General features: G+C 71.5%; 19 protein-coding genes. 15 read left to right on the top strand and 4 right to left on the bottom strand.

Annotated features, from left to right (window positions below; genetic code table 11):
- Positions 1-11: 11 nt before the first annotated feature.
- From ABD332_RS32465 to fabF, 4 genes are all read left to right on the top strand, one after another.
- Positions 12-1172, top strand: a complete 1161-nt coding sequence (locus ABD332_RS32465) for an acyltransferase domain-containing protein (RefSeq protein ID WP_344506151.1) — start codon at positions 12-14, stop codon at positions 1170-1172.
- On the top strand, positions 1169-2122 hold the full coding sequence (locus ABD332_RS32460) for a beta-ketoacyl-ACP synthase III (protein ID WP_344506150.1): 954 nt from the start codon (positions 1169-1171) through the stop codon (positions 2120-2122). Before ABD332_RS32465 ends, ABD332_RS32460 begins: the two co-directional genes overlap by 4 nt.
- Before the next feature lie 73 nt (positions 2123-2195).
- The gene (locus ABD332_RS32455; protein WP_033362432.1) at positions 2196-2441 is read left to right on the top strand and encodes an acyl carrier protein; all 246 of its coding nucleotides are present in this window, start codon (positions 2196-2198) and stop codon (positions 2439-2441) included.
- Between the two features lie 105 nt (positions 2442-2546).
- A complete protein-coding gene (gene fabF, locus ABD332_RS32450) occupies positions 2547-3764 on the top strand; it encodes a beta-ketoacyl-ACP synthase II (protein ID WP_344506149.1) in 1218 nt (405 codons plus the stop codon).
- Positions 3765-4076: 312 nt separating this feature from the next.
- Here fabF and ABD332_RS32445 read toward each other — a convergent pair whose 3' ends face one another.
- Together ABD332_RS32445 and ABD332_RS32440 are read right to left on the bottom strand one after the other, a co-directional pair.
- Positions 4077-5762, bottom strand: coding sequence for a glycoside hydrolase family 3 protein (locus ABD332_RS32445; RefSeq protein WP_344506339.1), 1686 nt, complete (start codon positions 5760-5762; stop codon positions 4077-4079).
- Between the two features lie 293 nt (positions 5763-6055).
- Positions 6056-6547, bottom strand: a complete 492-nt coding sequence (locus ABD332_RS32440; protein WP_344506148.1) for a DUF3145 domain-containing protein — start codon at positions 6545-6547, stop codon at positions 6056-6058.
- 318 nt (positions 6548-6865) lie between these two features.
- Between ABD332_RS32440 and ABD332_RS32435 the strand changes: the two genes are divergently transcribed.
- Both ABD332_RS32435 and ABD332_RS32430 read left to right on the top strand, forming a co-directional pair.
- A complete protein-coding gene (locus tag ABD332_RS32435) occupies positions 6866-7195 on the top strand; it encodes a hypothetical protein (protein ID WP_344506147.1) in 330 nt (109 codons plus the stop codon).
- A 215-nt stretch (positions 7196-7410) separates the two neighbouring features.
- Complete coding sequence (locus ABD332_RS32430) at positions 7411-8880, top strand: alpha/beta fold hydrolase (RefSeq protein WP_344506146.1); 1470 nt, start codon at positions 7411-7413, stop codon at positions 8878-8880.
- A 505-nt stretch (positions 8881-9385) separates the two neighbouring features.
- Here the strand turns inward: ABD332_RS32430 and ABD332_RS32425 are convergent.
- The gene (locus tag ABD332_RS32425) at positions 9386-10384 is read right to left on the bottom strand and encodes a saccharopine dehydrogenase family protein (RefSeq protein ID WP_344506338.1); all 999 of its coding nucleotides are present in this window, start codon (positions 10382-10384) and stop codon (positions 9386-9388) included.
- 117 nt (positions 10385-10501) lie between these two features.
- Here ABD332_RS32425 and ABD332_RS32420 point away from each other — a divergent pair, with 117 nt between their 5' ends.
- The 5 genes from ABD332_RS32420 (at position 10502) to galK (ending at position 16733) form a co-directional block, all read left to right on the top strand.
- Positions 10502-11152 carry a DedA family protein gene (locus tag ABD332_RS32420; RefSeq protein ID WP_344506145.1) on the top strand — a complete coding sequence of 217 codons (651 nt, stop codon included), beginning with the start codon at positions 10502-10504 and terminating at the stop codon, positions 11150-11152.
- A 188-nt stretch (positions 11153-11340) separates the two neighbouring features.
- Entirely contained in the window at positions 11341-13503 is a 2163-nt protein-coding gene (locus ABD332_RS32415) for a HelD family protein (RefSeq protein ID WP_344506144.1), read from the top strand.
- 241 nt (positions 13504-13744) lie between these two features.
- Positions 13745-14524, top strand: coding sequence for a DeoR/GlpR family DNA-binding transcription regulator (locus tag ABD332_RS32410; protein WP_033362424.1), 780 nt, complete (start codon positions 13745-13747; stop codon positions 14522-14524).
- Between the two features lie 20 nt (positions 14525-14544).
- On the top strand, positions 14545-15618 hold the full coding sequence (gene galT, locus ABD332_RS32405; RefSeq protein ID WP_344506143.1) for a galactose-1-phosphate uridylyltransferase: 1074 nt from the start codon (positions 14545-14547) through the stop codon (positions 15616-15618).
- Positions 15619-15653: 35 nt separating this feature from the next.
- Positions 15654-16733: a galactokinase gene (gene galK / locus ABD332_RS32400; protein ID WP_344506337.1), complete on the top strand. Its 1080-nt coding sequence runs from the start codon at positions 15654-15656 to the stop codon at positions 16731-16733.
- A 19-nt stretch (positions 16734-16752) separates the two neighbouring features.
- Here galK and ABD332_RS32395 read toward each other — a convergent pair whose 3' ends face one another.
- On the bottom strand, positions 16753-18855 hold the full coding sequence (locus ABD332_RS32395; RefSeq protein WP_344506142.1) for an NPCBM/NEW2 domain-containing protein: 2103 nt from the start codon (positions 18853-18855) through the stop codon (positions 16753-16755).
- A gap of 252 nt (positions 18856-19107) precedes the next feature.
- Between ABD332_RS32395 and ABD332_RS32390 the strand changes: the two genes are divergently transcribed.
- The 4 genes from ABD332_RS32390 (at position 19108) to ABD332_RS32375 (ending at position 23775) form a co-directional block, all read left to right on the top strand.
- Positions 19108-20193 (top strand): ABC transporter substrate-binding protein, encoded by a 1086-nt coding sequence (locus ABD332_RS32390; protein WP_344506141.1) that lies wholly within the window; start codon positions 19108-19110, stop codon positions 20191-20193.
- Between the two features lie 89 nt (positions 20194-20282).
- Positions 20283-21809: a sugar ABC transporter ATP-binding protein gene (locus ABD332_RS32385; protein WP_344506140.1), complete on the top strand. Its 1527-nt coding sequence runs from the start codon at positions 20283-20285 to the stop codon at positions 21807-21809.
- A complete protein-coding gene (locus ABD332_RS32380) occupies positions 21806-22771 on the top strand; it encodes an ABC transporter permease (RefSeq protein WP_344506139.1) in 966 nt (321 codons plus the stop codon). Before ABD332_RS32385 ends, ABD332_RS32380 begins: the two co-directional genes overlap by 4 nt.
- Positions 22768-23775 (top strand): ABC transporter permease, encoded by a 1008-nt coding sequence (locus ABD332_RS32375; protein WP_344506138.1) that lies wholly within the window; start codon positions 22768-22770, stop codon positions 23773-23775. Before ABD332_RS32380 ends, ABD332_RS32375 begins: the two co-directional genes overlap by 4 nt.
- Positions 23776-23919 lie beyond the last annotated feature (144 nt).

Genomic DNA, 23919 nt, shown 5'->3' with positions numbered 1-23919 from the left:
AAGTCATAGACGTGCTCGCCGTACTCGCCCCAGGGCAAGGCTCCCAGAAACCCGGCTTCCTGACACCGTGGCTCGCGCTGCCCGGCGCCGAGGCCCGCCTGCGCTGGTGGTCCGTCCTCGCGGGCGTCGACCTGGTCCACCTCGGCACGGAGGCCGACGCGGACGAGATCAAGGACACCGCGAAGACCCAGCCCCTGCTCGTCGCCGCGGCACTGCTCGCCGCGGAGCAGCTGCCGATGTACGACACCACGATCGTCGCCGGGCACAGCGTCGGCGAGCTCGCCGCCGCGTCGCTGGCCGGGGTGCTCAGCCCCGAGGCCGCCGTCACCCTCGCCGCCGTCCGCGGCCGGGAGATGGCCGCCGCGTGCGCGCTGGAGCCGACCGGCATGAGCGCGGTCCTCGGCGGCGACCCCGACGAGGTCATCGCCGCCATCGAGGCCGCCGGCCTGTACCCGGCCAACCGCAACGGCGCCGGCCAGGTCGTCGCCGCCGGTTCCCTCGCCGGCCTGGAGAAGCTCGCCGCCGCGCCGCCCGCCCGCACGCGGATCATCACGCTGCAGGTCGCCGGCGCGTTCCACACCCCCTACATGGCACCGGCCGAGGAGGCCCTCGCCGCGATCGCGGCCGGCGTCCCCACCGCCGCCCCGGCGAAGCTGCTGCTGTCCAACCGGGACGGCGCCGTCGTCGAGCACGGCCCGAGCATGCTCCAGCGGCTCGTCAAGCAGGTGACCGCGCCGGTGCGCTGGGACCTGTGCATGACCGCCCTCGCCGACCTCGGCGTCACCGCCGTGATCGAGCTGGCCCCCGCCGGCACCCTCGCCGGGCTCGTCAAACGGACCATCAAGGGCATCGAGATCGTCACCGTCCACACGCCCGACGACCTGACCGCCGCCCGTGACGTGATCACCCGCCACGGCAGCGCGCCGGTCCTCGAGCCGCACCCCCAGGGCAACGTGGTCCTGGCGACGGCGGCAGGCACGTTCACCCCCGCCGAGGACCTGGCCGAGGGCGCCGAGGTCGGCGGCGGGCAGCGCATCGGCACGGTGCAGACCCCGCAGGGCCCGGTCGACGTCACCACCCACGGCGCCGGTGTGCTCGCCGAATGGCTCGTCACCCTCGACGACCCGGTCGCGCCCGGCCAGCCGCTCGCTCGCATTGGAGACCAGCTATGAACCAGCCGACCGGGTCGAAGATCCTCGCGTTCGGGCACTACCAGCCGTCGCAGGTGGTCACCAACGACGACCTGTCCAAGGTGATCGAGACCAACGACGCGTGGATCCGCGACCGGGTCGGCATCGCCGAGCGCCGCGTCGCCGGCACGGAGACCGTCGCCGACATGGCGACCGCCGCCGCCGGGAAGGCCCTCGCCGCGTCCGGGCTCACCGCCGCCGACATCGACCAGGTGATCGTCGCGACCTGCAGCTCGGTCGACCGCTGCCCCAACGTGGCGACCCGGGTCGCGGCGAAGCTCGGCATCCTGGCGCCCGCCGCGTATGACCTGAACACCGCCTGCTCGGGCTTCTGCTACGGCCTCGCGAGCGCCGACCACGCGATCCGCGCCGGGGCCAGCCGCAACACCCTCGTCATCGGCGCGGAGAAGCTCTCCGACGTCGTCGACTGGACCGACCGCACGACCGCCGTGCTCTTCGGCGACGGCGCCGGCGCCGCGGTCGTCACCGCCACCTACGGCGACGAGCCGACGGGTGTCGGACCGGTCGTGTGGGGCTCCGCGCCCGAGAAGGGCGACGTGCTGAAGATCGAGGGCTGGCGCCCCTACATCAAGCAGGAGGGCCAGTCGGTCTTCCGGTGGGCCACCACGGCCATCGCCCCGTATGCGCAGGCCGCCCTCGACCGGGCGGGCGTGCAGGGCAAGGACATCGCCGCGTTCGTCGCGCACCAGGCCAACACCCGGATCATCGACGGCATCGTCAAGCGGCTCGACCTGCCCAACGCGATCATCCTCAAGGACCTCGTCGAGTCCGGCAACACGTCGGCGGCGAGCATCCCCCTCGCGCTGTCGAAAGCCATCGAACGGCGTGAGGTACCCTCCGGCGCGCCGGTGCTGCTGTTCGGCTTCGGCGGCGGCCTGACGTACGCGGGCCAGGTCGTCCGCTGCCCCTGAGGCACGCCAGCTTTTGTTTCGCCAGCGTTCGACTTCAGGTCGGTGCTGCGTCAACCCAAGGAAGGAAAGCTCTATGTCCACCCGTGAAGAGATCGCCGGCGGTCTCGCCGAAATCCTCGAAGAGGTCGCCGGGGTCAACCCCGACGACGTCGCCGAGGACAAGTCGTTCACCGACGACCTGGACGTCGACTCGCTGTCGATGGTCGAGGTCGTGGTGGCGGCGGAGGAGAAGTTCGGCGTGAAGATCCCGGATGACGAGGTGCCGAACCTCAAGACCGTCGGTGACGCCGTGTCGTACATCGTGAAGTCGCAGGCCTGAGAGCCGTTGCCGCGGTCTCGGGTCGTGGACGGTCACCCCGGACCTGCCCGAGACCGCGTCAAGAAGGTCAGCCCTCATGTGGGTCAGCCAGAGAGGTGTAGTGCTGTGAGTGTTGAGGTCGTCGTCACCGGACTCGGGGCCACCACGCCCCTGGGCGGGGATGTCGCATCCACCTGGGACGCCATGCTCGCCGGGAAGTCGGGCGTGTCGGCGCTGACCGAGGAGTGGGCCGCGCAGCTGACCGTGCGGATCGCCGCGCAGCTGGCCGTGGAGCCCAGCACGGTCATCGACCGGGTGCAGGCCCGCCGCCTGGACCGGTCCGAGATGACCGCGATCATCGCCGCCCGCGAGGCGTGGGCCGACGCCGGCGCCCCCGAGGTCGACAAGCTGCGGCTCGCCGTCAGCGTCGGCTCCGGCATCGGCGGCGCGCAGACCCTGCTCGCCCAGGACGACATCCTGGAGGCCAGCGGGCCGCGCAAGGTGTCGCCGCACACCGTCCCGATGCTCATGCCCAACGGCCCGGCCGCCTGGGTCGGCCTGGAGCTCGGCGCGCAGGCCGGCGTGCACTGCGTCGCCAGCGCCTGCGCCACCGGCGCCGAGGCCATCGCGCACGGCCTGGACCTGATCCGCCTCGGCCGCGCCGACGTCGTGGTCGCCGGCGGCACCGAGGCCGTGATCCACCCGCTGCCGATGGCCGGGTTCGCCTCGATGCGCGCCATGTCGATCCGCAACGACGAGCCCGAGCGCGCGTCCCGCCCGTGGGACAAGGGGCGCGACGGGTTCGTGCTCGGCGAGGGCGCCGGCGTCATCGTCCTGGAGCGCGCCGACCACGCCCGCGCCCGCGGCGCCCGCATCTACGCCCGGCTCGCCGGCTCGGGGCTCACCTCCGACGGCTACGACATCGTCCAGCCGCACCCGGAGGGCGACGGCGCCGTCCGCGCCATCGACTTCGCGCTCCGCGACGCCGGGATCGCCAAGTCCGACGTCGTCCACGTCAACGCGCACGCCACCTCGACGCCCGTCGGCGACCTGGCGGAGATCAAGGCGCTGCACCGCGCGCTCGGCGACCACCCTCTGCTCACGTCCACCAAGTCGATGACCGGGCACCTGCTCGGCGCGGCCGGCGCGGTCGAGTCGATCGCGACGATCCTCGCGATCTACCACGGGGTGGTCCCGCCGACCATCAACCTCGACGACCCCGACGAGGGCCTCGACCTGGAGGTGGCCGCGCACAAGGCCCGCCACCTGGACATCCCGGCGGCGCTGAACAACTCGTTCGGCTTCGGCGGCCACAACGCGGCGCTGGTCTTCGCCCGCGCCTGAGGTTTCGCCTGATCGGACCGGGGGCCTGCGGGCCTCCGGTCCTTTCTCGTCTCCCGGCTTCGCGTATTCGGACGCATCGCGCGTACTACGGCTTCCCGGACATGTCTGCTGCGCGAAGTCCTCCGGCTTCGTCCGTACAGGAGCCGCATCACGCACACCAACGGCTCTCCCCGGATATGTCCGCTGCGCGAACATATCCGAAATTTCGGTTATGTCCGGGGAGCGCGAGCGAGCGCGGGTCAACCGGCGCCAGTGGCCGGTTTCGCGTCAGCTGCAGGCGCTCGCCGGTGCAGGCCCTGCACCGGCACCGCGTCAGCTGCAGGCGCTCGCCGGCAGGCCCTGCACCGGCACCGGTGAGCGGCCCGGGGCCTTTGCCTTGCCGACCAGGACGTCGGCGAGGGCCAGCATCGACGCCTGCGTCGAGGAGTAGGTCGCGACCAGGGTCCCCTTCGCCGAGCGCAGCACGTACGGGGTGTCCACCGCCACCGTCACCGCCGCCGAGGAGGACAGGTCGGAGGTGCCCTTGCCGTACCCGAGCAGCCGGACCTCCGAGCCGCCCTGCTTCACCACCGTCGCGCCCGCCGCGGTCAGCGCCGCCTCCAGCCAGCCGCGGGCCGTCTCGCTGCCGGCGCTGGTGACCCGGACCGGTCCGGTGACGAGCGCACCCGTACAGGGGCCGCGCAGGACCGTGACGGCCGCGGCGGCGCTCGCCCGGGCCGCCGCCTTGCCGGCGTCGCCGTCGACGACGGACGCCTCGGGTCGTGGCACCGCGGCGAGCCGGAACTTGAGCGTCAGGATGCGGGTCGCGGCCTCGGTGAGGCGCTGCTTCGTGATCCGGCCGGAGCGCACCGCGTCGAGGAGGCCCTTGTACGCCTCGGTCAGCTTCGGCGGCATCAGCAGGATGTCGTTGCCGGCCAGGACGGCCCGTACCGCGGCCTCGCCCGGCCCCCACTGCTCAGCGGGCTCCATGTTCAGCGCATCGGTGACCACGACCCCGGTGTAGCCGAGTTTCGTCCGCAGCAGGTCGATGAGCACCTTGCTGGAGAAGGACGCCGGTACACCCGGATCCACCGACTTGACGTCCAGGTGTCCCGACATGACGAGCCCGACGTCGGCCTGCGCCGCGGCCACGAACGGCGGCAGGTCACCGGACTCCAGCGCCCCGGCGCTCTGGCCGAGGACAGGCAGGCTGCTGTGGCTGTCGACGGTGGTGTGGCCGTGCCCCGGGAAGTGCTTCACCGTCGCGGCGACACCCGCCGCCTGCAGGCCCTTGACCGCAGCGGACACCTGGGCGGCGACGAGCTTCGGGTCGCTGCCGAACGACCTGGACCCGATCACCCCGCCCGGCTGCGTGCCGAGCACGTCGGCGTCGGGGGCGAAGTCGAGGTTGATCCCGATGGCGGCGAGCTCGGTGCCCGCGGCCTTCCACGCGGCCTCCGTCAGCGCCGGGTCGCCGCCCGCGCCGAGGGCGAGGGCGCTGGGCAGCTGCACCATACCCTCACGGATGCGGGTGACCTGGCCGTACTCCTGATCCGTGCCGATGAGCAGCGGGACCTTCGCGGGCAGGCTGAGCGCGGCGGACTGCAGGCCGGCGGTGAGCTTCGCGACCTGCGCCGGCGACTCGACGTTGGTGGTCTTGTTGGTGCCGGCGGTCGGGTCGTCGGCGCTGCTGGACACCAGGATGATCCCGCCGAGGTGGTACTTCTTGACGATCTCCGCCGGGGTCGCGGCGCCCGCGTACGCCTTGTTGGCCGACACCGAGCCGGACGACACCTTGTCGGCGTTGTTGCCGTACGCGTACGGCATCAGCAGCTGCCCGATCAGCTCCTCGTCGGACAGCTTGGCCACCAGGTCCGCGGCCTGCTTCGCCGGGTCGCCGCCGGGCTTGACCGCCGAGTCCTGCGCCGTGGCGGACGGCGCCGGCGAGCCCGGTTTCCCGTCGGAGCACCCGCTCACGAGGACGGCGACGGCCGTCACGGGCACGAGCAGGCGGGACATGGATTCCAGACGCGGCACCGTGCCACTCAACCATGCACGTGCAACTCACGCTGTCTGCATCTTCACCCGACCCGGGTCGTTCTTCAGATCACCCGGGTCCCGTCTCGACTCGCCGGTGCCGTGCTCAGCGTCGCTCAGCTCGCCGCGGTCTGCCCGCCGTGTTCGCTCTGCCCGCCGTGTTCGCTCTGCCCGCCGTGTTCGCTCTGCCCGCCGTGTTCGCTCTGCCCGCCGTGTTCGCTCTGCCCGCCGTGTTCGCTCTGCCCGCCGTGTTCGCTCTGCTCGCCGGGCCTCGCTCAGCCGACGCGGGTGAGCAGGGTCATGGGGACGCCGTCGGCCGCGTGCCGGTAGGGCTCCAGCTCCGCGTCCCACGGGCCGCCGAGGGCCTTCTCCATGGCGTGGGCGAGCGTCTCGTACCCCCGCGACGTCGCGATCAGGCTGCGGAGGCGGTCCTCGGACAGGACGATGTCGCCGTTGGCACTCGTGGAGCCGTGGAACAGCCCGCGCCCCGGCACGTGCATGAACCGCTCGCCGTCGACGCCGTTGCTCGGCTCCTCCGTCACCTCGAAACGAATCATGGGCCACTGCCGCAGGGCAGCCGCCAGCTCGCCCCCGGTGCCGGACATGCCGGACCAAGAGCACTGCGCCCGGCGAGCCGACGGCTCGACAGGCTGCGGCGTCCACTCGAGTCTGACCGGCGCTCCGAGGACGCGTGCGATCGCCCACTCGACGTGTGACGACACGGCGAGCGGTGACGAGTGGACATATATGACGCCACGCGTGGGCACGTACAACCTCCCGGAGACCGAGGTGCGTCTTCCCCTACGACCTCGAACCCGGCACGGTCTGCCCTGTAGCTATGTGCTTGTGGGACCCATGATGACGATGATGCTCTCGGTGCGCCAGAGAATCGGCAACTCGGGTCCTACGAAATGTCCAACGGGTGGAGCCTCCACCAGGTAACTCACTTTTTTGGGCCGGACCCGGCGGGTGTTACAGTTTTGCTGTCTTTCCTGGGCAGCAGTCTGCGATCTTCGCGGTTCGCGGCCCCATGGGTAGTACAGCACGACCTTCCGTAGTTACAGCCTCGACAAGGAGTTCCCGCCGTGGCGACCAACACCTCAAAGACCGCGCGGGCCTCAGTCCGCGCAGGCCAGGCCGCAGCCGGCGCCCTGAGCGTGCTGGGTGAGTTCAAGTACCTCATCCCGCTCAACGGCGGCAAGCACGTCTACGTGCGCAACCTGACCAACGGCAAGACCAACCGCCTGGCGACCTCGTCCGACGCGTTCATCGAGGAGATCCGCGTGCTGGCCGGCGCCGGCCACGCGACCAAGGTGCGCGTCGAGCTGCAGGCCCTCAACACCGCCCACCCCGGCCACGGCTGGGACGCGACCGAGCAGCGCCTCGTCGACGCGGGCGTGTTCGAAGCCGCCTGATCGCCTCCTCCGCACAGCTCTTCTTCACAGCTCTTCCACACGGCCGCCGCCCGGGTCCCGGGCGGCGGCCGTGTCACTCCATCACTCCGGAAATGCTCCCGAAGATCGCCGGGGTAGTTCGACGTACTTCCGGGTAACAATGGTTCATGGGTACCGTCGTCTCATCCCCCAGTGTGAGGCTCCCGGACGGCGCCCGCCTGTACAGCGTGCTGCACATGCCTGACCCCGCTCCGGCGGCGCACGGTGCGGCACGGACCCCGGTCACGGTGGTCCTCCTGCACGGCTGGACGCTCGACAACCGCCTCTGGCGGCAGCAGATCGCCGATCTCCCGGCCCGCCTCGCCACGTTCACGACGAGGCCCGTCCAGCTGCTCGCCTTCGACCTGCGTGGCCACGGCCGCTCCTCCGCGACCTCCGGCACCGACGCGACCCTCGAACAGCTCGGCGACGACCTGGCCGAGGTCGTGACCCAGCTGGTGCCCGAAGGCCCCGTCGTCCTCGTCGGCCACTCCCTCGGCGGCATGGCGATCATGGAGTACGCCCAACGCCACGCCAAGGCCTTCGCCGCCCGCGTCGTCGGCGTGGTCCTCATCTCGACGTCCGCGGAGGGCTCGTCCCGCACCAGCTACGGCCTGAGCCCCCGCCTCGCCCGCGTCATGCGGATCCTCGAGATCCAGGGCGCCGGCCTGCTCGCCCGCTCCGGCGCATGGCGCCCCCACCGCCGCCTGATGCCCCTGCTGTCCCCCGGCGTCCGCTGGCTCGTCTTCGGCGACCGCGTCGACACGTCCTGGGTGGCCCTGACCGCCTCGATGGTCGGCAACGCCCCCCTGTGCGCGATCGGCGGCTTCCGCCCTTCGGTCGACCTCCACCACCGCGTGGAGACCCTGGCCGCGATGCGCGGCCTGCCGGTCGCGGTCCTGGTCGGCACCCTGGACCGGCTGACACCCCCCGCCTGCGCCGAGACGATCACGCGCGAACTCCCCGACGCCGAGCTGATCACCTGCGACGACGCCGGCCACATGCTGCCCATCGAACGCCCCGACGCCGTCACCGACGCCATCGCCGACGTGATCCGCCGCGCCGCGAACACCATCCGCATGGCCCGCCACCGCCCCCGTACCGCAACCCCACCCCCAAAGCCCGTCAAGCTCCCACCCACCGCAAACCCCACGCACACAACTGTCAAGGTCGCGCCCACCGCAACCCCGGCGCGCAGCACCGTCAAGGTCACGCCGACCGCAACTTCTGCCCGCAAGACCGTCAAGGTCACACCCACCCCAACTCCAGCACCCAAGACCGTCAAGGTCACGCCCGCCGCACCGTCTGCCCGCAAGACCGCCGCAGCCACGCCCACCGCACCCACAGCCCGCAAACCCGTCAAGGTCACGCCCACCGCACCCTCGGCCCGCAAACCCGTCAAGGTCACGCCCACCGCACCCTCGGCGCGCAAGACCGTCGAGGTCACGGCTGCCGCAACCTCAACGGTGACGGCCGTCAAGGTCACGAGCGGCACGACCACGGCCGCCGAGTCGGCCAACCCCGCGCCGACCGCGACCACACCCGCCGCGAAGACGGCCGCCGGCCCTCCACCATCCACTCCCGCGGCCACCGAACCCCCGCAGTCCCCTCCCACTGCCATCGAGACCGGCGCCGGCGAACCCGAGATCAGCGCGACGGTGGCCTGACGGCCGACCCCGAGACAGCGCGACGGCGGCCCGACGGCACAAACAAGGCACAACGACGGCGCCGACAAAGCAAATCGACGGCGCGGCAGCGGCGCACAACGACGGCGCGGGCAAAGCACATCGATGGCGCGGCAGCAACTGCCGCGCACGCGTGCACCGCCGCAGCGACGTCGACCCGGACGCCGTCGCAAGCGACGGCGGACCCATGCACCGCCGCAGCCGACCCATCCACCGCCGCAGCCCCCGTGCACCGCGACAGCGATGCGCACGGGTCCGTGCGACGCCCGCGACGCCCGCGGCGCCGCGGGCCCGTGCGCGGGGGGCGAGCGGTGCTGCGGCAAAGGCCACGTCCACGTCGACGTCGACCGGCGTTGACGCGAGGTCTGCTCCGAGGAGTGTCTGGAGTTCGACCCCGGCGGCGCGACCGGCTCATCCGACCGTAGCACAGCCGAACAAATTTCTTGTCGGAGTGGCACCCACAGTACCCCCGCCGTCACAGGGCCGGTCAGTGGGGTGGGGTGACGGTCACGCCGTCCAGGGTTTGTACGAAGGCGGGGCCCAGTGCGGTCGCCGGGGTGTGTGTGCCTGGGGGGATGCCGCCGGCGAGGACTGCCTGGACGGCGCGGAGGGAGGCGTCGGCGGTCAGGGCGTAGGCGTTGGGGCCGGTCAAGGTGGCGGTGAGGGTGGCGCCGGAGGCGTCTGTCACTTCGCCCCAGACCTCGCAGCCGGTTGTCGCGCGGCGGGTCTCGGAGGGGCCGCCGGCGGGGATCAGGGCTCGGGCGACCGCGCGCAGCGGGGCGAGCCGGAGCAGCCGCACGAGCGGCGACGCGGCGTTGCGGGGCAGCCGCATGTACACGGTGATGTCGGGCACGCCGGTCGAGTGGTAGGCGGTCACGAGGTCGCCCCAGCGGGTGGCGCCGACGGGGCGTGGGCCTGACGGGAAGGGGACGGTGCGGGAGGGGGTGCCGAACGGGGTCTCGACGAGGCGGCCGTCCACCCGGCGGCGGGCGCCGGACGCGGCCTCGGCGAGGCTGGTGCGGGCGGTGCCGCGGCTGAGGCCGCCCGGGGCGTCGAAGGCGAGCTCCAGCCGCACGGCGCCGGGCATGGCGGCGGCGAGCATCGCGGCGAGGCAGTCGGTGGGGACCACGTCGAAGCCGGCGCCGGTCAGAAGGACCACGCCGGCGGTCGCGGCGCGGGGTGACTGGGCGAGCATCCAGTCGAAGACGTCGAGCTCGCCGGTGATGTCGAGGTAGTGCACGCCGGCGGCGAGGCAGGCCTCGACGAGGGGGCGGGCGGTGGCGGCGAACGGGCCGGCGCAGTTGACGACCGCGCTGACGCCGGACAGGTCGGGTGCGGTGAGCGGGAACGACCGGTGCGGCAGGCCGAGCGGGTCCGCGATGCCGGCCACGGCGGCGGAGCGGCCGGCGAGCACGGGGCGCTCACCGCGGGCGGCCGCGAGCCGGGCAAGTAGTGACCCACTGTAACCGTTGGCGCCGTACACCATCCATGTCACGGTCGCCACGGTATGAGAAGGTGGAGGCCGCGGCAAAGGTGGAGCCACAGCGAACGCACAGCACGAAGGCACGACAATAGCCAGCGGGGCGACCGCGGGGAGGCGACTGTGCATCACATCGAGACATGGATGGCGACGCTGTCGCCGATCTGGGTCTACCTGCTGGTCGGCGGCGTGATCGGGATCGAGAGCATGGGGATCCCGGTGCCGGGCGAGATCACGCTCGTCACGGCGTCGTTGCTGTCCGTCACAACGAAGATCGACCCGTGGATGGTGGCCGGGTCGGCGTCGGCGGGGGCGATCATCGGTGACTCGATCGGCTACTTCATCGGCCGGCGGGGCGGGCGGCACCTGCTCGAGCGGGTCGGCCGGCGGTTCCCGAAGCATTTCGGGCCCACGCACCTGGCGAAGGCCGAGCGGGCGTTCCAGCGGTGGGGCGTGTGGGCGGTGTTCTTCGGCCGGTTCATCGCGCTGCTGCGCATCCTCGCCGGTCCGCTGGCCGGTGCGCTGCGGGTGCCGTATGGCAAGTTTCTCGTCGCCAATGCGCTGGGCGGTCTGACCTGGGCGTTCGGCACGGTGTTCGCGATCTACTCGGTGGGCCGGGTGGCGGAGAAGTGGCTGAAGGACTTCTCCTGGATCGCGCTCGCGCTCGCGGTCGTCGCCGGTCTCGCCACGACGTGGTACCTGCGCCGCAAGGCGGCCGCGGAGGCCCGGGCACTGCGCGAGGAAGCCGAGAAGACCCCCGCCACCACCCCGTAAAAGCGCGAGAAGCCCGGCAAGGACCCTGTAAAAGCGCGAGAAGCCCAGGCAAGGGCCCCGTAGAAGCGTGAGGAACCTCGCCAAGGATCCCGGAGAAGCGCCGGGAAGACCCCCGCGACCACTTCGCGCGAGCGGCGGCGCAGTAGGCTCGTAGGGTTGTTTTTAACCCGGTGCATAGGGGTGGGGCGTTGAACGACGCGGTTCGCGAGTCGGAGATCGCCGCCGAGCAGGCTTACCTCGACCGGGTCTACACCCGCCTCGACCAGCTGCGGATCAATGCTGCCGAGGTCGAGCGCGAGGGTTACAGCCTCGCCAGGGTCGGCAACTTCGGCGCGCTGGTGGAGCGCGACGCGATGGTGTATCACGCCGCGAAGCGCCGCCGCGCCCTGGAGAGCGAGCACGACGGTCTCGTCTTCGGCCGCCTGGACCTCGGCCCCGACGGCCGGTCCGGCGACGGCAAGGACGCCGCGTCCGCGGACCCGGTCGTGCCCGGCGGTGAGGTGCGTTACATCGGCCGGTTGGGGCTGCGCGACGAGACGTACGAGTCGCTCGTGGTCGACTGGCGGGCGCCCGCGGCGGCGCCGTTCTACCGGGCCACCCCCGCCGACCGGATGGGGGTCGTGCGGCGGCGCAGCATCCGCAGCAGCAACGAGAAGGTCGTCAGCATCGAGGACGACCTGCTGGATCCGGAGGCGGCGCCGAGCGACATGGCGGTGATCGGCGACGGGGCGCTGCTGGCGAACCTGTCGCGCGCGACGGGCACCGGCATGAAGGACATCGTCGCCACGATCCAGCGGGAGCAGGACGACGCGATCCGCTCCCCCAGCCTGGGTGTGACGATCGTCCGTGGCGGGCCCGGCACCGGCAAGACGGCGGTCGCCCTGCACCGCGCCGCATACCTGCTGTATGCGGACCGTAACCGGTACGAGTCGGGCGGGGTGCTCGTCGTCGGCCCGTCGGACGTGTTCGTCGGGTACGTGTCGCGGGTGCTGCCGTCGCTCGGTGAGGACACCGCGTCGCTGCGGTCGCTGGGGCAGCTGCTCGAGGGGGTCCAGGGCACCCGGCACGAGCGGCCGGAGGTGGCCGCGATCAAGGGTTCGCTGCGCATGCAGCGGGTGCTGAGCCGGGCCGCCCGGGGCCCGGTGCCGGACTCGCCTGAGCGGATTCGGCTGTTGTACCGCGGGGAGCTGCTGGTCCTGGAGCGTCCGGCGCTCGACGAGCTGCGTCGCACGGTGCTGAACCTGGGGGTGCGCCGCAACGCCGCGCGGGCGAAGGCGGCCGGGCACGTGCTCGACGCGTTGTGGCGGCAGAGCGTGGAGCTGCTGCCGTCGGGCCGGCAGCAGAAGCGGGAGGAGTTCGCGCCGGACATCGCGGAGCGGCCCGAGTTCGTAACTTTCATGCGGGGCTGGTGGCCGGTGCTGCGGCCGGCGGAGGTGCTCGGCTGGCTCACGGACCGTCACCGGTTGTCGCGGTGGGCGAACGGGGTGCTGAGCAACCGGGAGATCGCGGTCCTCGCCGGGTCGATCCGGCCGGACGACCCGTCGGTGGAGGACGTGGCGCTGCTGGACGAGCTGCAGGAGCTGCTCGGCGACCCGCCGGTGCGCAAGCGGGTGGCGCGGGATCCGTTCCATGTGGCGGAGGGGGTCCGGGAGGTCACCACGTACGCGGACCGGATGGCGGCGGCGCGGGCGCAGGCGGTGGAGCGTCCGGCGGACTACCGCGACTACGCGCACATCATCGTCGACGAGTCGCAGGACGTGTCGCCGATGCAGTGGCGGATGATCGGCCGTCGCGGGCCGAACGCGACGTGGACGATCGTCGGTGACCCGGCGCAGGCGGCGTGGGACGACGCGGCGGAGGCGGAGCGTGCGATGGACGGCGCGATCGGCACCCGGCGCCGGTCGGCGTTCACGCTGACCACGAACTACCGCAACTCGGCGGAGATCTTCGAGGTGGCGGCGCGGGTCATCCGCAAGGCGCAGCCGGACATCGAGCTGCCGACGGCAGTGCGCTCCTCAAACGAGAAGCCCGTACTGACGACCGTGACGGCACCGGAGCTGGAGGCGGCGACCCGGGCGGCCGCTCAGACGCTTCTGGACCAGGTCGAGGGCACGGTCGGGGTGATCACGCCCACGGCCCGCCGCGACGAGGTCGCCAAGTGGGTCGCGGGGCTGGACGAGCGGCTGCAGACGGTGGGTGCGCTGGACTCGAAGGGCATGGAGTACGACGCGGTCCTGGTGGTCGAGCCGGCGCAGATCAGGGACGAGGCGAAGACCGGGTTCAGGACGCTCTACGTGGCGTTGTCCCGGGCCACCCAACGTTTGACCACGGTAGGAACCACACCCTTCTGAACACCGTTCGCACAGTTCTCTGTTCGAGTTTGTTGACTTCTGGTCGGCTAGGTTCGAAGCTGTAGCGCATGCGAGCGCACCTTGCCGCCCTTCAAGGGGGTGTCCACCCGGCCGTCAGTTTCGGCCGGGCCACCGGGGTGCACACCGTCCCTGGCGACGTAACGTCTGCGTTGGAATCTGCGATGGGATTTGCCATCCGCGCAGCCGCGCCAGCCGCTGCGCCTGCGAAGGGAACGGCGTGATGCTCGCACAGCAACGTCAAACGGCCATTCTGGATCTGGTGCGCCGGCACGGTGGCGTTCGGGTGAGCCAGTTGGTGCGCCAGTTCGGCGTATCCGACATGACCATCCGCCGCGACCTCGAGGCACTGGCCGACCGCGGCCTGGTCGACAAGGTGCACGGCGGTGCCACCATCGCCGGCCCCGGATCCACCGAGGAGCCCGGCTTCGACGCCAAGTCGGTGCGTCAGCGCAACGAGAAGGCCGCGATCGTCGAGCGGGCCGCCAAGCTCATCGAACCCCACACGGCGGTGGCGCTGTCCGCCGGCACCACCACGGCGGCGCTCGCCGCGCACCTGGTCGATGTCCCGGGACTGACCATCGTCACGAACTCGATCCCGGTCGCCGACACCCTGTACCACGCCGGCAGGCCCGACCAGACGGTCGTGCTCACCGGCGGTATCCGCACCCCGTCCGACGCCCTCGCCGGCCCGGTCGCCGAGGCGGCGATCGGCTCCCTCAACGTCGACGTGCTGTTCCTCGGTGTGCACGGCATGAGCCCGCGCACCGGTTTCACCACGCCGAACCTCATGGAGGCCGGCACCAACCGCCTGATGGTCTCCGCCGCCCGCAGGCTGGTCGTGCTCGCCGACCACACCAAGTGGGAGATGGTCGGCATCGCCACCATCACCCCGCTCGACGAGGCGGACATCCTCATCACCGACGTCGGGCTTCCCGCCGAGGCACGGGTGCAGCTCGCTGAGCGCGTCGGTGAACTCATCGTGGTCGATCCGAACGGTTAGCCACCCCAACTGGAGAACGAGTGAAGCGCACGGTCACCCACCTCGCCGACGGTCGGGAACTCATCTACTTCGACGAACGCGACGACGCGTCCAGGGACGCCGTCGACCTGCGGGAGCTGCCGCCCCCGCCCGCCGCGTCAGAGATGCGTCACGACCCCATCCTCGATGAGTGGGTGGCCATCGCCGCGCACCGGCAGTCCAGGACGTTCCATCCGCCGTCGGACGAGTGCCCGCTGTGCCCGTCGTCGCCGGCGTGGCAGAGCGAGATCCCCGCGAGCGAGTACGACGTGGTCGTGTTCGAGAACCGGTTCCCGTCGTTCAGCCACCGGGTCGGGCCGGAGCAGGGCGACATCCTGCCTGGGCTGGTGCCGACCCGGCCGGGCGCGGGCCGTTGCGAGGTCGTGTGCTTCACCTCCGACCACAACGCGTCGTTCGCGTCGCTGTCGCAGGCCCGGGTCCGCACCGTGATGGAGGCGTGGGCGGACCGCACCGCCGACCTGTCGACCCGCGACGACGTGGAGCAGGTCTTCTGCTTCGAGAACCGGGGCACCGAGATCGGTGTGACGCTGTCGCACCCGCACGGGCAGATCTACGCGTACCCGTTCGTCACGCCGCGCACCCGCCGGATGCTGGAGTCGGCGCGGGCGCACCCGCAGGGCAACCTGTTCGCCGACGTCCTGGCCGCCGAGCGGGCCGGCGGGGAGCGGGTCGTCGCGCAGAACGTGCACTGGACGGCGTTCGTGCCGGCGGTCGCGCGGTGGCCGTTCGAGGTCCACCTGTACCCGCACCGGCAGGTCCCCGACATCCCGGCGCTGACCCCGTCGGAGCGCGACACGTTCGCCCCGATCTACCTGGAGGTGCTGCGGCGCCTCGACGGCATGTTCGGGCTGCAGATGCCGTACATCGCGGCGTGGCACCAGGCGCCGGTCCGGGTCGACCGGCACCTGGCGTACCTGCACCTGCAGCTGTTCAGCACCCGGCGGGCGCCGGGCAAGCTCAAGTACCTCGCCGGGTCCGAGTCCGGCATGGGTGTGTTCGTCAACGACGTGCGGCCGGAGCAGGCCGCCGCGATGCTGCGGGAGGTCCAGCTGTGACGACGGCCGCGGAGCGCCTCACGAAGGCCGCCAGCATGTGGGCGAGCCCCGGCAGGGTCAACCTCATCGGCGAGCACACCGACTACAACGACGGCTTCGTGCTGCCGTTCGCCCTCCCCCACGCGACCGCCGTGAGCGGCAGCCGGCTCGCTCAAAAAAGCTGGCAGGTCACGTCCGAGCAAACGGGCGAAACAGTGATCTTCGATCTGGAAGACAAGGTCGAAGGCTGGGCGTCCTACGTGGCGGCCGTCGTGTGGGCGCTGCGCGAGGCCGGCGTCGACGTGCCGGGCGCGACCCTGACCATCGCCTCCGACGTGCCGTTCGGCGCGGGGCTGTCGTCCTCGGCCGCCCTGGAGTGCGCCGTCATGGCCGTGCTGGTGGACCTGGCCGGCGTGGACGTGCCGATGCGGGACCGGCCGCGGCTCGCGCAGCGCGCCGAGAACGAGTACGTGGGCGCCCCGACCGGCATCATGGACCAGGCCGCGTCGACGCTGTGCCGGGAGGGTCACGCCCTGTTCCTGGACTGCCGGTCCCTGGCGACGGAGCAGGTGCCGTTCGACCTCGCCGGCGCCGGTCTGAAGATCCTGGTGGTGGACAGCAAGGCGCCGCACGCGCACGTCGACGGCGAGTACGCGGCCCGCCGCCGGGCGTGTGAGGAGGCGGCGGCGATTCTGGGGGTAACGGCGCTGCGCGACGTCGACGTCGACGGGCTGCCCGACGCCCTCGCCAAGCTCGACGACGAGACCATGCGCCGCCGGGTCCGGCACGTGGTGACGGAGAACCAGCGGGTCCTGGACACGGTCGACGTGCTGCGCGCCGGTGACCTGCGCGCGGCGGGGCCGCTGATGACGGCGTCGCACGAGTCGATGCGCGACGACTACGAGATCACGGTGCCGCAGGTCGACACCGCGGTGCGGGTGGCGCTCGAGCACGGCGCGCACGGCGCCCGGATGACCGGCGGCGGTTTCGGCGGCTGCGTCTTGGCGCTGGTCGACGAGGAGAGCTGCGACGCGGTGGAGACGGCGGTGCGGAAGGCGTTCGCCGCGAACGGCTTCACGCCTCCCGACACCTTCGTGGTGACACCCGGTCAGGGCACCTACAGCCTCAGCAAATGAGGCAGGTGAGGCAGGTGAGTCAGCACGTCAGCCGGGCGTCGGCCCAGTCGGCGTGGTCGTAGTCGATCGAACCGGCCCCCGCGGTCACGAGCCGCAGGTTGGTGCGCCCGCTGACGGCCACGTCGACGGCGACGGGTGCCGCCGCGGTCACGGTCGGGCTGGTCCACAGCGTGACGCCGTCGGCGACGACGCTGAACACCACCCCGGTCGAGGACGTGCCGACCTCCGCGTCGATGCCGGCGACGGCGGTGAACCGGCTGCACGTGCCGCCGAGGGGCACGGTGACGTCGCCGGCGGCGTGGACGCCGACGCCCTTCGGGTAGCTGACCCCGCCGACGGTGATGACGCTGCCGTCGCCGGCGGCCTGCTCGCCGTTGGAGGTGTCGCGCTCCGCCGGCCCCCAGCCGTTGGTGGCGGTGCCCCAGGTGCGGTCGCTGACGGCCGTACCGGCGCCGCTGCCGCCGCACACGAGCGTGGGTGCGCCCCAGTCGGCGTGGTCGTAGCTGATGCCGTTGCGGGCGTCGGTGGCGCGCAGCTCCAGCGTCAGGTAGCCGCCGGTGGACACGGTCAGCCTGGTGGGCGCCTGGCCGCCGGTCTTCACGCCCGTGTACCCGAGGAGCCGGCCGTCGCCGTACACCGCGAACCGCACGGAACCGTTGGCGCCGGCCTCGGCGTCGACGCCGACCTGGGCGGTGAACGTGCGGCAGGCGCGGCCGAGCCAGACGTGGACGGCGGCGTCGGCGTGGGCGCCGATGCCCTTGGTGAACGCGGTCCCGCCGATGTTCAGGGCGGCGCCGTCGCCGGCGGCCTGTTCACCGTTGGCGCGGTCGCGTTCGACGGGACCCCAGCCGCCGCTGGAGGCGAGCCACGGCAGGTCGCTCACCTGGAGGGTGCCGGCGGCGGGCGCGGCCGCGAGGGTCCCGGCGCGGGTCACCCGGAACATCGCGACGCCGTGCGACGGGACGGTCGCCGAGAGCGTGCCCGACGTGGTGCCGGTCGCTCCCGTCCAGAGGTTCTTCGTGGTGTACGAGCTGGAGCCGCCGATGCCGAGGGCGGCGGTCGTGGTGCTGATCGAGGCGGCGGCGCCGCCGCGGTTGAACAGCACGGCCGCGACCGACCCGTCGCTCATCGGTTTCGCCCACACCTCGGTGTCGCCGAAGTCGGCCATGCGGCGGCCCTGTGAGCCGCCCCAGTCCTGGTTGACGGCGATGACGTCGGCGTTGCGCAGCACGTTGAGCGTGGCCGCGGGGACGCTGCGCAGGTCGTTGCCGAGCAGCAGCGGCGAGGACAGCAGCGACCAGAGCGAGAAGTGCGCGACGTTCTCGTCGGCGGTGAGCGGGCCGTTGCCGACCTCGAGCATGTCGGGGTCGTTGTAGTACCCCTTGCGCGCGAACGTCTCCAGGCCCGCCTGCTGGTCCAGCAGCGACGTGACGCTGCCCCAGCTGGCGTTGATGTCGCCGGTGGTGCGCCACAGGCTGCCGCCGGTGTTCGGCGCGAACTCCCACGGCGCGTCGTCGCCCCAGTTGCAGATGCTGTAGACGATGTGCCGGCCGGTGGCCTTCAGCGCGTCGCCCATCGCCTTGTACCGCTGCGCGGCGGGGCGGCCCTGGTTGTTGCAGTTGTCGTACTTGAGCAGGTCGATCCCCCAGGACGCCCATGTCTGCGCGTCGACGGTCTCGTGGTCGAGGCTGGCCGGCAGGCCCTGGCAGGTGGCGGTGCCCGCCGAGGAATAGATGCCGAGCTTCAGCCCGCGGGCGTGCACGTAGTCGGCGATGGCGGCGATCCCGCCGGGGAAGCGGACGGGGTCGGGGCGCAGGCGGCCCTGGGCGTCGCGGGTCGAGGCCATCCAGCAGTCGTCGATGTTGACGTACGTGTACCCGGACGCCTTCAGCCCGGTGCTCACCATGGCGTCGGCGGTCGCCTTGATGAGGTTCTCGTCGATGTTGCAGCCGAACCGGTTCCAGCTGTTCCACCCCATCACGGGGGCGGTGACGGGACCGGGCTGCGGGGTGGCGGTGGCGGACGCCGGTTTTGTCGCGATCGAAGTGATGACTGTTGATGCGAGCAGGGCCGTGGCGGCGGCCGTCAGGGCGCGCGTCAGCGCCCGGGGACTTCGGGTCATCCCAGCTCCCAGGTTGAGTAAGATCGAAAGTGTTGAATATTGTGGCATACGCGGGCGCGAATGGACACGATCGATCGCCTCGGTGTCGGGACAACTTCGGCAACGTCTCGAACATGTGACAGTTGGTGTTTGGTTTTGGTCGGGTGGGTGGAAAGTCTTGACAGAAAAAGTTGGAGGATGAGTGAATGCGGTACACCCCGAACGCGGCGTGCCTCGCGCCGCGGTCCCCCTCGCTCAAGGGAGTGACCCGACATGATCGATCTGCGTGGCCGCTGGCGGCCCGCCCTGGCCGTGCTCAGCGCCTCCGCCCTGCTGCTGACCGGCTGCGCGAAGTCCGAGGACGACCCGGCCGCGAAGACCACCGCCGACAGCTCGGCCGCGGTGCAGACGACGAAGTCCGCCGCCGCCGGAGGCTCCACCTGCACGCTGACGAAGTTCGGCGGCCAGAAGGTCGACCTGAAGACGGCCACCATCGGCTTCTCCCAGTCGGAGAAGGAGGCCAACCCGTTCCGCATCGCCGAGACCCAGTCCATCAAGGACGAGGCGGCGAAGCTGGGCATCCCGGCCGCGAACCTGAAGGTGACCAACGCCGACTCGAAGTTCGACAAGCAGATCACCGACGTCAGCACCCTCATCGACCAGGGCGTGCAGCTGCTCGTCATCGCGCCGCTCAACTCCGACGGCTGGGACTCGGTCTTCCAGAAGGCCGCCGCGAAGAAGATCCCGATCGTCACCATCGACCGGAAGATCAACGCGAAGCACTGCACGGACTTCCTGACGTTCATCGGCTCGGACTTCTACGAGCAGGGCAAGCGCGCCGCCGACAAGATGGCCAAGGCCCTCAACAACACCGGCACCGTCGCGATCCTGCTCGGCGCCCCCGGTAACAACGTGACCACGCTGCGGACCAACGGGTTCAAGGAGCAGATCGCCAAGGTCGCCCCGAACATCAAGATCGAGTTCGAGCAGACCGGCCAGTTCTCCCGCGAGGAGGGCCAGAAGGTCTCCGAGCAGCTGCTGCAGTCCAAGCCCAACATCAACGGCATCTACGCCGAGAACGACGAGATGGCGCTCGGCGCGATCACGGCGCTGAAGGGCGCCAGCAAGAAGGCCGGCGACGTCAAGATCGTCACCATCGACGGCACCAAGGGCGCCGTCCAGGGCATCGTCGACGGCTGGATCTACTCGGTCATCGAGTCCAACCCGCGCTTCGGCCCGCTCGCGTTCGGCACCGCCACGAAGTTCTTCAACGGCGAGGAGATCGCGGAGAACATCATCATCTCCGACCGCGAGTACGACTCCGCCAACGCCGCGGCCGACCTGGGCCTCGCGTACTGACCCACTGACCGTTCGCAGCTGGCTGTCGCAGCATGGCCCAGGTCGGGGATGATCCCGGCCTGGGCCTTCTTCTAGATGGGACCTCTCGCATGTCCGCTCCGGACGCGCCGCTGCTCGAAGTGGCCGGCGTCAGCAAACAGTTCCCGGGGGTGCGCGCCCTCGACGACGTCTCGTTCACCCTGCGCGCCGGCGAGGTGCACGCCCTCGTCGGTGAGAACGGGGCCGGCAAGTCGACCCTGATCAAGGTCCTCACCGGCGTCTACCAGCCCGACGGCGGCGACCTGCGGCACCTGGGGCAGCCCGCCACGTTCAACGGCCCGCTCGACGCGCAGGCGGCCGGCATCTCCACGATCTACCAGGAGGTCAACCTCGTCCCGCTGATGAGCGTGGCGCGGAACCTCTTCCTCGGCCGGGAACCCCGCAACCGGCTCGGCCTCGTCGACGTCGCCCGCATGAACCGGGAGGCCGCCGAGATCCTCGCCGGCTACGGCATCACCTCCGACGTGCGCCGCCCGCTGGGCCTCATGGCGCTCGGCGCGCAGCAGATGGTCGCCCTCGCCCGGGCCGTCATGGTCGACGCCCGCGTCGTCGTCATGGACGAGCCGACCTCCTCGCTCGAACCCCGCGAGGTCGAGACCCTCTTCGGCGTCATCGCGCGCCTCCACGAGCGCGGCGTCGGCATCATCTACGTCAGCCACCGCCTCGACGAGCTGTACCGCATCTGCGACCGCGTCACCGTCCTGCGCGACGGCAAGCTCGTGCACACCGGCCTCATCAAGGACCTCGACCGGCTGCAGCTCGTCTCGCACATGCTCGGCCGGCCCATGTCCGAGGTCCGCAAGGAAGGCTTCACCAGCTTCGGCGGCGAGCACGCGGCCGCCGACAGCAAGCCCGTGCTGCGGGTCGCCGACCTCAACAGCCGGCACAAGCTCACCGGCGTCAGCTTCGAGGTGCTCCCCGGCGAGGTCGTCGGCCTCGGCGGGCTCCTCGGCGCCGGCCGCAGCGAGACCATCAAGGCCGTCGCCGGCGCGCTGCCGCTGGACCGCGGCACCGTCGAGATCGACGGCACCGTCGTGCGCCGGCCCAACCCGGTCGCCGCCCTGAAGGCCGGCATCGCCGTGCAGCCCGAGGACCGCAAGGCCGAGGGCCTCGCCCTCGGGCTGTCGATCCGGGAGAACATCGCCCTCGCGGTCCTGCCCCGCCTGTCGACCGCCGGCATCGTCTCCGAGCGCAAGATCGACAAGATCGTCGAGACCTTCATGACCCGGCTGCGGGTCAAGGCGTCCGGCCCGCACCAGCGCGTCGGCGACCTGTCCGGCGGCAACCAGCAGAAGGTCCTCCTCGCCCGCCTCCTCGCGACCGGCCCGAAGGTCCTGCTGCTGGACGAGCCCACCCGCGGCATCGACGTCGGCGCGAAGGCGGAGGTCCAGGCGCTCATCGACGAGCTGGCCGCCGAAGGCCTCGGCGTCGTGCTGGTCTCCTCCGACGCCGAGGAGCTCATCGAGGGTTCCGACCGTGTGGTCGTGCTGCGCGACGGCGCCGTCGCCGGCATGCTGCGCGGCGAAGAAGTGACAACGGAGCATCTGATGAACGTGATCGCGACGGCGGCGTCATGACCACCGCCGTGTCCTCCTCCTCGTCGTTCAACAGCGCCACGGTCCGCCGGCTGCTGCCCCTGTACGGGGTGTACGTCGCCCTCGCCGCCCTGGTGCTGTTCAACATCGTCTACACCGACAACTTCCTCGCCTGGAACAACCTGCGCATCCAGCTGGTCCAGGTGACGCCGGTCGTCATCGTCGCGCTCGGCATGGCGCTCGTCATCGGCACCGAGGGCATCGACCTGTCGGTCGGGTCCGTGATGGCGCTCGGCGCCGCCCTCATCCCGCTGTACCTCGGGTACGGGATGGTCCCGGCGATCGTGCTCGCCCTCGTCGGCGGCGTGGTCGTGGGGCTCATCAACGGCGGCCTCGTCGCGTTCGTCGGCCTCCAGCCGATCGTGGCGACCCTCGCCATGCTCGTCGCCGGCCGCGGCGTCGCCCTGGTCGTGTCCAACGGCAAGTACAAGGACATCCGCGACAAGGACTTCCTCGCCATCGGCACCGACGCGTTCCTCGGCGTGCCCTACACGGTGTGGATCGCCGCCGTCCTCGCCGTCGTCGTCGGGTTCGTCGTCCGGCGGACCGTGTTCGGCCGGCGGCTGCTCGCCATCGGCGACAACCGGGCCGCCGCGCAGCTCGCCGGCGTCCCCGTCAAGCGGGTCCTGGTCGGCGTGTACATGATCGCCGCGGTCCTCGCCGCCGTCGCCGGCGTGATCCAGGTGTCCCGGATCGGCTCCGCCGACGCGTCCCGCATCGGCCTGCTCATCGAGCTGTCCGCGATCACCGCCGTCGTCGTCGGCGGCACGCCGCTGACCGGCGGGAAGGTCCGCGTCCTCGGCACCGTCGCCGGCGCGTTCCTCATGCAGCTGCTGACCGCGACGATGATCGCCAACAACCTGAAGGACTCGACCGCCCAGATGGTCCAGGCGGTCATCATCCTGGTCGCGGTCTACACGGCCCGCGAACGGAGGACCCGATGACCCTCGTCGCCGAACCCCAGCTCGAGAAGGCCGAGGCGGCCTCGCTGCGCACCGAGCGGATCGTCGAGCTCGTCCAGCGCCAGGGCGCCCTCGCCGTCCTCGGCATCGTGCTCGTCGTCGGTCTCGTCGCGTACGACAACTTCCGCAGCTTCGACAACGCCGCCACCATCCTCGTCTCGGCGGCGCCGGCGGCCCTCATCGCGCTCGGCATGACCTTCGTGATCATCACCGGCGGGATCGACCTGTCCGTCGGCTCCCTCTACGTGCTCGGCGGGGTCCTCGCCGCGTGGGCGTCGCAGTACGGCGTCGCCGCCGCGTTCGCCGTGCCGCTCGCCGTGTGCGGGGTGTTCGGGCTCGTGCAAGGGCTCGTCATCGCGTACGCGAGGCTGGCGCCGTTCATCGTCACCCTCGCCGGGCTGCTCGGCGCACGCGGGCTCATGCTCGCCCTGTCCAACGAGGGCGGCACCACGTACCTCGTGGACCCCGGCGCCTTCAAGGACTTCGGCAAGGGCGAGCTGCTCGGCGTCAAATACTCCGTCTACCTGGTCGTGGTGCTCTTCGTGATCGGCATGATCACGCTGTACCGCACCCGCTTCGGCCAGTCCGTCTACGCCCTCGGCGGCAGCGAGGACGCGGCCCGGCTGATGGGCGTGCGGATCCGCGGCACCCAGATCAAGGTCTACGTCCTGTCGGGGCTGCTCGCCGGCCTCGCCGGGGCGATCAACGCCGCGCGGCTCGGCTCCGGCGTCACCGTGCTGGGCACCGGCATGGAGCTCGACGCGATCGCCGCCGTCGTCGTCGGCGGGACCCTGCTGACCGGCGGCGCCGGCACCCTCGGCGGCACGATCGCCGGCGTCCTGCTGCTCCAGGTGATCCAGAACCTGATCAACCAGGACGGCAAGATCACGTCGGCGTGGCAGACGGTGATCAGCGGGGCGTTCATCGCGCTCGTCGTCGTCGCGCAGACCTACCTGGCCCGGCTGCGGCGGGTCGCGTCAGGCTAGCGTCCCGGCGCTGCACGGCGTCTCCGCATGGCACTCCGGTCGTCCTTTCGGCCGGGGTGCCATGCCGTTTTGCACCTTGCATTGCTGACTGCCCGACATGTTGCGCACACGGTGTGCGACTCTCACGATGGCCCGGCACACAAC

Source organism: Dactylosporangium maewongense (genome assembly GCF_039531485.1).
In the GTDB taxonomy this organism is placed as follows: domain Bacteria; phylum Actinomycetota; class Actinomycetes; order Mycobacteriales; family Micromonosporaceae; genus Dactylosporangium; species Dactylosporangium maewongense.
Note: the sequence above shows the minus strand (reverse complement) of the source record. Positions and strands in the feature narration are given on the sequence as shown.